A 6907-nucleotide genomic window follows, 5' to 3' on the forward strand; every position below is an offset into this window, starting at 1 on the left:
TGCCGGTGCTGCGGGTGCTGCGGGCGCTGCCGGTGCTGCCGGTGCAGCAGGTGCTGCTGCTTTACCCGGTGCTGCAGGTGCGACCGGCTGCTGCAGCGGCAAGCCGCCCATCGGTGCCGGCTTAGCCTTGGGGGCTTTCGACATGATGGAAGAGCCGCCGCCTTTGCCGGAAGCAAAAGCCAGTGCCAGGGAGGTAAGCATGAAAATGATTGCTGCACTGGTGGTCAGTTTGCTCATGAAGGTGCTGCCGCCGCCTGCGCCAAAAACCGACTGGCTGCCGCTGGCGCCAAAGGATGCACCCATCTCGGCCCCCTTGCCGGACTGCAGCAGGACCACGACGATGAGGGCAAAACATACCACGATATGCAGGGTTACCAGTAGAATTGTCATTTAAAGCCTTACCTCCGAGAGTGTTCAAAGAGACTTTCTAGCATATTTGATGTAAATAACCAAGAATTTATTCACTGTAACGCACGATTGAGGCAAAAGATGCGCCTTTGAGACTTGCGCCTCCCACGAGCGCACCGTCTATGTCAGGGCGCGACATGAGTCCTTTCACGTTTTCCGGTTTCACAGAGCCGCCGTAGAGAATCCTCACTTTATCCGCTGCCGACTTGCCGAAGAGCCCTGCGATGACCCCGCGAATGAAGGCATGTGCCTCCTGCGCCTGATCGTCGGAGGCGACCTTGCCGGTGCCGATGGCCCAGACCGGCTCGTAGGCTACGATAACCGGTGCGAACTGCGTCCCTGTCAGCCCCTCGAGCCCACCCTTCAGCTGGCGCTCCAGCACCTTGAAAGTATCGCCGGCTTCGCGCGCTTCCAGAGTCTCGCCGATGCACACGATGGGGACCAGTGCCCCTTTTAGTGCGGCCTTCACCTTCTTGTTGACCGTTTCCTCGGTCTCGCCGAAATACTGCCGGCGCTCGGAGTGGCCGATGATGACGTGGCTTGCACCGGCATCGAGAAGCATGCGCGGCGAAACTTCGCCGGTAAAGGCGCCTTCTTCTTCCCAGAATACGTCCTGAGCCGCAAGGCTTATGCCGGTGCCGGCAAGCGCAGCGGGGAGGGTGGGGAGCACGGTGAAAACCGGCGCCACCACGATCTCGACATTGTCCACGCCGGAAACCAGCGGTGCCAGTTCTTCTATCAGTGCGAGCGCCTCGTTCTTAGTCTTGAAGAGTTTCCAGTTGCCTGCTATGACCGGCTTGCGCATCTAATACCTCCAGGAGAAGTAAGATCGAAATTAAGATTAAGATTAAGGAAAGGCGGGGAAACACTGTCTTAGCTCAATCTTAATCTCAATCTCAATCTGCTTTTATTGGTGCCCCTTGTCTTCCAGGACCTTGACGCCGGGGAGCTTCTTTCCTTCGAGCAGTTCGAGGAAGGCGCCGCCGCCGGTGGAGATGTAGCTGATCTTCGCGTACTCGCCGGCGCGATGCACCGCGACGTCGGTGTCGCCACCCCCCACGATGGTGAGCGCGTAGGAGTTGGCTACGGCGGAAACCATGGCGAAGGTGCCGCGGGAGAAGGCGTCCATCTCGAACACCCCCATCGGCCCGTTCCAGACGATGGTCTTCGCGTTTTGCAGCGCCTCGGTGAAGAGGGTGACGGTGGCGGGGCCGACGTCGAGCGCCATCCAACCTTCAGGGATCTCCTGGATCGGGCAGACCTTGGTTTCGGCTGCCGGATTGAACTGGTCGGCCACGACGCAGTCTACGGGAAGGTAGAACTTGACCCCCTGCGCGCGCGCCTTCTCGTAGGTCTTCATCGCGGTATCGATGAGGTTGTCCTCTACCAGCGACTTGCCGACGTTGTACCCCATCCCCTTGAGGAAGGTGAAGGCCATGCCGCCGCCGATGATGATCTTGTCGACCTTGTCGCAGAGGTTCTCAAGCACCTCGATCTTGCCGGAGACCTTGGCGCCGCCCAGGATGGCGACCAGGGGGCGGATTGGGTTCTTCATGGCCTTTTCGAAGTAATTTATCTCGTTTTTCATCAGGAAGCCGGCAGCCACCACGGGGAAGCAGTTGGTGATGGCCTCGACCGAGGCGTGGGCCCGGTGGGAAACTGCGAAGGCGTCGTTGACATAGACATCGCAGTCGTTGGCGAGGGCCTTGGCGAAGTCGGCGTCGTTTTTCTCTTCGCCGGCGTAGAAACGGACGTTCTCCAGCATGACCACGTCGCCGGGCTGCATGGCGTTGATCATAGCCTTCACCTCGTCCCCGATGCAGTCGGGCGCGAGTTTCACTTCCTTGCCCAGAAGCCTGGAGAGGCGCTTGGCTGCGGGAGCCATGGAGTATTTCTCCTTGCGCTCACCCTTGGGGCGCCCAAGGTGCGAAGCGAGGATGATCTTGGCCTTTTGGTCGAGCGCGTAATTGATGGAGGGGAGGACGGCGCGGATCCGTGTGTCCTCGGTGATGTTCTGGTTGTCGTCCAGCGGCACGTTGAAGTCCACGCGCATGAAGAGCTTCTTGCCGGACAGGTTTTCGATCTCATCGATATAGCGGATTGACATGACACCTCCTGAATCAATAAAAATAAATACGGGGAGGAGCAACCTCCCCCCCGTCTACTTATCACATCTACCCTTCCAAGTACCACCTTTTCCTAAAGGAGTATCTTCATCAGGCCGACTACCCTGGTGGAGAAGCCCATTTCGTTGTCGTACCAGGAGATCACCTTCACCATGTTGCCGCCGATCACCTTGGTCGAGGGGGCGTCGACGATAGAGGAGAGCTTGTTGCCATTGAAATCGATGGAGACCAGCTGCTCCTCGCAAAAGCCGAGGATTCCTTTGAGCGGCCCGTCGGCCGCAGCCTTCAGCGCCGCGTTCACCTGCTGCGCGTCGGTCTCCTTGGAGAGGGTAGCAACCAGGTCGACCACCGAGACGTTCGGTGTAGGCACCCGGATGGCCATGCCGTCCAGTTTCCCCTTAAGGGCCGGAAGCACCAGCGCTACCGCCTTGGCGGCGCCGGTGGTGGTGGGGATCATGGAAAGGGCGGCTGCCCTGGCGCGGCGCAGATCCTTGTGCGGAAGATCGAGGATGTTCTGATCGTTGGTGTAGGAGTGGACCGTGGTGACAAGCCCTTTTTCGATGCCGAAGCTCTCCTGCAGAACCTTGGCGACCGGGGCGAGGCAGTTGGTGGTGCAGGATGCGTTGGAGACGATGTGGTGCTTGTTCTTGTCATATTCCTTGTCGTTGACACCCAAGACTATGGTAAGGTCCGGGTCGGTGGCGGGGGCCGAGATGACAACCTTTTTCGCGCCTGCCGTCAGGTGCTGCGCCGCCTTGTCACGGGCGGTGAAGAGACCGGTCGATTCAAGCACGATGTCGACTTTCATCTCCTTCCAAGGGAGTTCTGCGGGGTTTCTTACCGCGAGCACCTTGATGGCCTTGCCGTTGACGATTATTTTGTCGCCGTCCACCGATACTTCACCGGGGAAAGTTCCATGAACCGAATCATACTTTAACAGGTGTGCCAAGGTCTTCGCATCAGTCAGGTCATTGATGGCGACGAACTCAAAACCCTGCTCCTGTGCAGCTGCCCTAAGCACGCAACGTCCGATTCTGCCGAAACCGTTAATAGCCACTCTTAAAGCCATTGTGCTCCTCCTGTTAATTAAGTAATCCTTCACAATTGGTGATATTAACAACGTGAGAGAGGGGCGTCAACAATTTTAATTCAAGATATTTACGCTATCGCCGAAGAACGAATGGCGTGATAAACAGCTGCGACGCAGGCACCCGAGCCGGGTTAGCCACAACTCAGATTTTGGCAAATAAATCCATATAATAATTGACTTTTCCAAAGCGGATAAATTACTCTTGCGTGGTCCATGATGCGCACTTCCCTTGCCCACGATAGATGTCGGATTGACTAATAGATGAAAATGACCCTGGAAAAACGCATCTTACTGTTCTCTTTCCTGATCCTGTTCCTAGCGATTTCAATCGGTTCCGGAATGGATATCATGGCGCTGCGCCGAGATCACGTCAACGCGCTCCACCTTCGCTCCAAAGGCCTCGCCACCGCACTTAAATCCAATATCGAAAAAGTCCTCAACCTTGGTCTGGAACTGAAGGATATGACCGGGGTCTCCGAGAAGTGCCGCGAGATCATCGAGGGAAACCAGGATATCGCCTACTGCCTGGTTTCCGACCTCTCCGGCAAGGTCCTCTTTGCCAGCGATCCCCGCTTCATGAATTTTCCTGCGCGTCAGCTGCAATCCGACCAAAAGAAAGAAGGAGACCATCCGGGATCCGGAGTCTACAAGAACCGGGTTTCCGTGGTGGTCGACGGTGTAGGCACCTCTTTTTACGATTCCGCCGTCTCCGTCGTCGGCCCGTACGGCAAGCCGATCGCCATGGCGCATGTCGGCTTCAGCGAACAGGTGGTCTCGGACAAGATGAAGGGAATGGTGTTGAAGACCCTATTCCTTTTGGCCGTCTCGCTCTTCACCTCCTTCTCGCTCATCATGCTCTTCATGAAAAAGTATGTGATGCAGCCCATCTCGGTGCTTCTCAAGGGGGTGAAACAGATCTCCGAAGGGGCTTTCGACACCCACATAGGAGAGGTTGAGGTCTACGAGTTCAACGAGCTTGCCCGCAACGTCAACATCATGTCCCAGTTTCTCAAGAACAGGGACGCCGAGATCAAAAAGAACTATCAGGACATGGAGCGGACCTTCGAAGAGCTCCAGGCGTCCTACCGGAAGCTGGAGCGGCTTTCCAACGACCTTGAGCGCTCCGAGGAGCTTTACAAATCGCTGATGGAAGACGCAAGCGACGCTATCGTCGTCATCGGCGGCGACGAGTCCGTCCGCATGGTCAACAAGATGGCGGAGGAGTTCTTCGGCTACGAGGCGAAGGAGCTTTTGGGGCTGCCGCTCACCAAGATGCTGCTCCTTTTGAACATCAGCAACATCCCCAAGGTGCACCGGATCTTCCGGGAGGCGGCGCAAGGGGCGCACATAGCAGAGGAGATGCAGCTCTGCAAGAAGGAAGGCGGCGCCATGGTCGCCATGCTGCACGCCTCCAGCATCAAGAGCGGTTCCGAGAACGTGGTGCAGGCGATCTTTCGCGACGTGACCCGCGAGCGCGAGATCATCCTGAACCTTGAGAAGAGCTCCGCCGACCTCGCGCGGCTGAACCGCATGAAGGATTCTTTCCTGGGGCTTGCCTCCCACGAGCTGAAAACGCCGCTTACCGTCATCATGGGTTACTCGGAGCTGATCACCACCGACCTTGCCGACCGCATGGACAAGACGGTGCTGGAGATGGTGGTGAACATAGCCAACGCCGCCTCGCGCCTGGACAACATCATCAAGGACATGGTCGACGTCTCCATGATCGACGAGAAGAGGCTGCAGCTGAAGGTGGAGGACATCCAACTGAACCGGCTCATCGAGGCCTCGGTGAACGAGCTCCGCTTCTTCTTCTCGATGAGGAAGCAGGAGGTGGTGGTGAACCTGGACGAGTCCATCCCCACTATTCGCGGCGACGCGCTGCGCCTTATGCAGCTCCTCTCCAACATCCTCGGCAACGCCATCAAGTTCACCCCCGACGGCGGCAAGATCACCATCAGCACCTCGGCAAAATACCTTTTGCGAGGCAAGGCGGGTTCCGAGGCGAGCGGGGAAGGGCGCGAGCACCATCTTTTCCTGGAGATCACCGTCACCGACACCGGCATCGGCATCGACCGCGAGGACCAGCTGAGGGTTTTCGAAAAGTTCTACGAGGTGGGGAACATCCAGGAACATTCCAGCGGCAAAGTCGCCTTCAAGGCGAAGGGGGCTGGCCTCGGCCTCTCCATCGCCAAGGGAATCGTCGACATGCACGGCGGCGAGATCTGGGTGGAGTCCACCGGGTACAACCCGGAGCGCTTCCCGGGGTCCACCTTCCACATCCTGCTGCCGCTGGCGCCCGGGCTCGGCGAGAACGCGACCGACTACAGTAGACTTCTGCGTTAATCAAATCTCAGCAACTTCATCTTGAATCTGCCGCCCGTTTCCTGTATAAAAATAAGGTTTTTTTGCCGTTCATGAGCCCCTGTTTCCGGGCTTGATCTGCGCGACTTCGGAGGGATGCATGAGGCTCAGCCTCTTGGCGAGTGGCAGCAAGGGTAATTCCCTTTTCATGGAAACCGACGGCTGCCGCCTGCTGATAGACGCCGGGCTTTCCGGGCGCGAGACCATCGCCAGACTTTCCTCCATAGGTGTCGATGCGGCCACCTTGGACGGCATCCTGATCACCCATGAACACACCGACCACATTCGCGGGGTGGGAGCGACGGCCAGGCGCCTGAAGCTCCCGGTGCTAGGCTCCGCCCGCACGCTCCAGGCGGCGCGCCACGTTATCGGCCGCGTCGATGACGTCGAATTCGAACCCGGCACACCCTTTGTCTTCAAGGGGGTCTCCATCGATCCTTTTCCCGTCACCCACGACGCCTGCGACCCGGTCGGATACCGGATCGAGAGCGGGGAGGGGGGGATCGGCTTCGCCACCGACCTCGGTATCGCCACCAGGCTCACCCACGACAAGCTGAAAGGTTGCCGCGCCCTGGTCCTTGAATTCAACCACGACGAGCGGATGCTGCAGGACGGGCCCTATCCGTGGCATCTCAAGCAGCGCATCCGTTCCCGCCACGGCCATCTTTCCAATGCCGAAGGCGCGGCGCTCCTGGAGGAGTTGCTGCATCCGGGGCTGCAGGGTGTTTTCCTGTCCCATCTGTCAGAGGTCAACAACGATCCTCAGCTCGCCATGGCATCTGCGAGGAAGCTCGTCGATAGCCAGAACGTCTGCGGCCCGGATCTCTTTCTCGGCTGGCAGCACCAGACCAGCGGAGTCTTTGAGGCAGATTAGAACTACAGATAAAGATAGAGATAGAGATAGAGATAGAGATAGAGA

Annotated in this window: 6 protein-coding genes; 2 read left to right on the plus strand and 4 right to left on the minus strand. The window is 58.1% G+C overall.

The window, feature by feature from the left end; all coding sequences use genetic code 11:
* From secG to gap, 4 genes are all read right to left on the minus strand, one after another.
* Window positions 1–390 (minus strand): preprotein translocase subunit SecG (secG, locus tag K419_RS23305; protein WP_084154279.1); only part of this gene is annotated, 390 nt, incomplete at its 3' end.
* Between the two features lie 67 nt (window positions 391–457).
* Entirely contained in the window at window positions 458–1213 is a 756-nt protein-coding gene (tpiA, locus tag K419_RS0118380; protein ID WP_026842836.1) for a triose-phosphate isomerase, read from the minus strand.
* 102 nt (window positions 1214–1315) lie between these two features.
* Complete coding sequence (locus K419_RS0118385; protein WP_026842837.1) at window positions 1316–2515, minus strand: phosphoglycerate kinase; 1200 nt, start codon at window positions 2513–2515, stop codon at window positions 1316–1318.
* 92 nt (window positions 2516–2607) lie between these two features.
* Window positions 2608–3603 carry a type I glyceraldehyde-3-phosphate dehydrogenase gene (gene gap, locus K419_RS0118390; protein ID WP_026842838.1) on the minus strand — a complete coding sequence of 332 codons (996 nt, stop codon included), beginning with the start codon at window positions 3601–3603 and terminating at the stop codon, window positions 2608–2610.
* Between the two features lie 282 nt (window positions 3604–3885).
* Between gap and K419_RS0118395 the strand changes: the two genes are divergently transcribed.
* Window positions 3886–5970 (plus strand): ATP-binding protein, encoded by a 2085-nt coding sequence (locus K419_RS0118395; protein ID WP_026842839.1) that lies wholly within the window; start codon window positions 3886–3888, stop codon window positions 5968–5970.
* Between the two features lie 118 nt (window positions 5971–6088).
* Window positions 6089–6862: an MBL fold metallo-hydrolase gene (locus K419_RS0118400; RefSeq protein WP_026842840.1), complete on the plus strand. Its 774-nt coding sequence runs from the start codon at window positions 6089–6091 to the stop codon at window positions 6860–6862.
* The last annotated feature ends 45 nt before the right edge of the window (window positions 6863–6907 follow it).

This window comes from Citrifermentans bremense R1 (assembly GCF_000426865.1).
GTDB lineage: Bacteria > Desulfobacterota > Desulfuromonadia > Geobacterales > Geobacteraceae > Geomonas > Geomonas bremensis.